Annotated in this window: 3 protein-coding genes and 1 tRNA gene; 1 reads left to right on the plus strand and 3 read right to left on the minus strand. The window is 71.6% G+C overall.

Annotated features, from left to right (window positions below; genetic code table 11):
- Positions 1 to 61 precede the first annotated feature (61 nt).
- Positions 62 to 961, plus strand: a complete 900-nt coding sequence (locus tag AB0O67_RS37165; RefSeq protein WP_365460489.1) for a phosphoribosylaminoimidazolesuccinocarboxamide synthase — start codon at positions 62 to 64, stop codon at positions 959 to 961.
- 48 nt (positions 962 to 1,009) lie between these two features.
- Here AB0O67_RS37165 and AB0O67_RS37170 read toward each other — a convergent pair.
- From AB0O67_RS37170 to AB0O67_RS37180, 3 genes are all read right to left on the minus strand, one after another.
- A tRNA-Gly gene (locus tag AB0O67_RS37170) sits at positions 1,010 to 1,082 on the minus strand.
- Positions 1,083 to 1,105: 23 nt separating this feature from the next.
- Positions 1,106 to 1,714, minus strand: a complete 609-nt coding sequence (locus AB0O67_RS37175; RefSeq protein ID WP_365460492.1) for a response regulator transcription factor — start codon at positions 1,712 to 1,714, stop codon at positions 1,106 to 1,108.
- On the minus strand, positions 1,711 to 2,338 hold a 628-nt coding region (locus tag AB0O67_RS37180; RefSeq protein ID WP_365460495.1), incomplete at its 5' end, for a histidine kinase. The genes AB0O67_RS37175 and AB0O67_RS37180, both read right to left, overlap by 4 nt.

Genomic DNA, 2,338 nt, shown 5'->3' on the forward strand with positions numbered 1-2,338 from the left:
CCGCACCCATCCCGGCATACGGGAGAATCGACCCACTTGGACAGAACCACGGGGAGGAACCGTGTCCGGATTCGTCGAAAAGCCCGAGCCGACCGAGGTTCCGGGCCTGGTGCATCTGCACACCGGCAAGGTGCGCGAGCTGTACCGGAACGAGGCGGGCGACCTCGTGATGGTCGCCAGCGACCGCATCTCGGCCTACGACTGGGTGCTGCCGACCGAGATCCCCGACAAGGGCCGCGTCCTCACCCAGCTGTCGCTGTGGTGGTTCGACCAGCTCGCCGACCTGCTCCCCAGCCACGTCCTGAGCACCGAACTTCCAGCGGGCGCCCCCGCCGACTGGGCGGGCCGCACCCTGGTCTGCAAGTCGCTGCGGATGGTCCCGGTGGAGTGCGTGGCCCGCGGCTATCTCACCGGCTCCGGCCTCGCCGAGTACCGGGAGACCCGTACGGTCTGTGGCCTCGCCCTCCCCGAAGGCCTCGTCGACGGCTCCGAACTCCCCGCCCCGATCTTCACCCCGGCCACCAAGGCCGAGGTCGGCGAGCACGACGAGAACGTCTCCTACGAAGAGGTCGCCCGTCAGGTCGGCGCCGAGACCGCCGCCCAGCTCCGCCAGGCCACCCTCGCCGTCTATTCGCGCGCCCGCGACATCGCCCGCGACCGGGGGATCGTCCTCGCGGACACGAAGTTCGAGTTCGGCTTCGAGGGTGACGAGCTCGTCCTCGCCGACGAGGTCCTCACCCCCGACTCCTCCCGCTTCTGGCCGGCCGACCAGTGGGAGCCGGGCCGCACGCAGCCGTCGTACGACAAGCAGTACGTCCGTGACTGGCTGACCTCGCCCGAGTCCGGCTGGGACCGCGGGAGCGAGCAGGCCCCGCCGCCACTGCCGCAGCACGTCGTCGAGGCGACCCGCGCCAAGTACCTGGAGGCGTACGAGCGTCTGACGGGCCTCAGCTGGTCGTAGCGGAACGAAAGAGCCCCCCGGCCGAAGACCGGGGGGCTCTTTTCTCGGAGCGGACGACGAGGTTCGAACTCGCGACCTCAACCTTGGCAAGGTTGCGCTCTACCAACTGAGCTACGTCCGCAGTGCGCCGTGGCGCGTCAGCAACTATACCCAACCTCGCTCGCGGGCGAGACGCACAGCCGCATGCCGGTTCTCCACACCGAGTTTGGACACGGCCGACGACAGATAGTTCCGCACGGTGCCCTGGGACAGCGCCGCCCGCTCGGCGATCTCCGCGACCGGCGCCCCGTCGGCGGCCAGCTCCAGTACCTCGGCCTCCCGCGCGGTGAGCGGCGAGTCCCCGGCCGAGATGGCGTCCGCGGCCAACTCGGGGTCGACGTAACGGTTCCCGGCGTGGACGGTACGGATGATCTCCGCGAGCCGCCGCGCGCTGACCGTCTTCGGCACGAACCCCCGCACGCCTGCCTCCAGCGCCCGCTTCAGATGGCCCGGCCGGCCGTGGCTGGTGACGATCAGCGTCCGGCAGCCGGGCAGTTCGGTCCGCAGCGATGTGGCGACCTTCACACCGTCGGCGCCCGGCATCTGGAGATCCAGCACGGCCACATCGGGTTCGTGCGCCCGTGCCATCGCCAGCGCCTCCGGGCCGCTCGCCGCCTCGGCGACCACCAGGAGGTCGTCCTCCAGAGACAGCAGGGCGGCCAGCGCACCCCGGATCAGATGCTCGTCGTCGGCGAGCAGCACGCGTACGGTCACGACGCCACCCGCACGGCTGGCGTCAACGGCACCTCTGCCACCAGCCGGAACAGCCCCCGCCCCGCGGGCCCGGCCTCCAACACCCCGTCGACCGCGGCCAGCCGCTCCCGCAGCCCGGCCAGGCCCGAGCCACCGCTCGTGGCCGCGACAGCCGTCACTCCGTCGTTCTCCACGGTCAGTACCACCCGCCCCTTGTGCATCCGCAGTCCCACCACACATCGTTCGGCATTCCCGTGCCGCAGCACATTGGTGGTCGCTTCCCGCACCACCCACCCCAGCGCCGACTGCACCTCCGCCGGCAGTTCCGCCGCCGTGTCCTCCCCGGACACCTCCCAGGCGATCCCGGCGGCCGTCAGCACGCCCTGCGCGCCGGCGAGTTCGACCCCGAGGTCGGCCTCCCGGTAGCCCCGCACGACCTCCCGCACCTCGCGCTGCGAGTCCTGCGCGATCCGCTGCACCTCGATCATCTGTTCCACGGCCTCGGGCCGCCCACGCCGCGCCAGCTGCACCGCCAGCTCGCTCTTCAGCGCGATCACGGCGAGGTTGCGTCCCACCACGTCGTGCATGTCCCGCCCGAACCGCAGCCGTTCCTCCGCGACGGCGAGCCGCGCCCGGGTCTCGCGG

This window comes from Streptomyces sp. NPDC086077 (assembly GCF_040686175.1).
Lineage (GTDB): Bacteria > Actinomycetota > Actinomycetes > Streptomycetales > Streptomycetaceae > Streptomyces.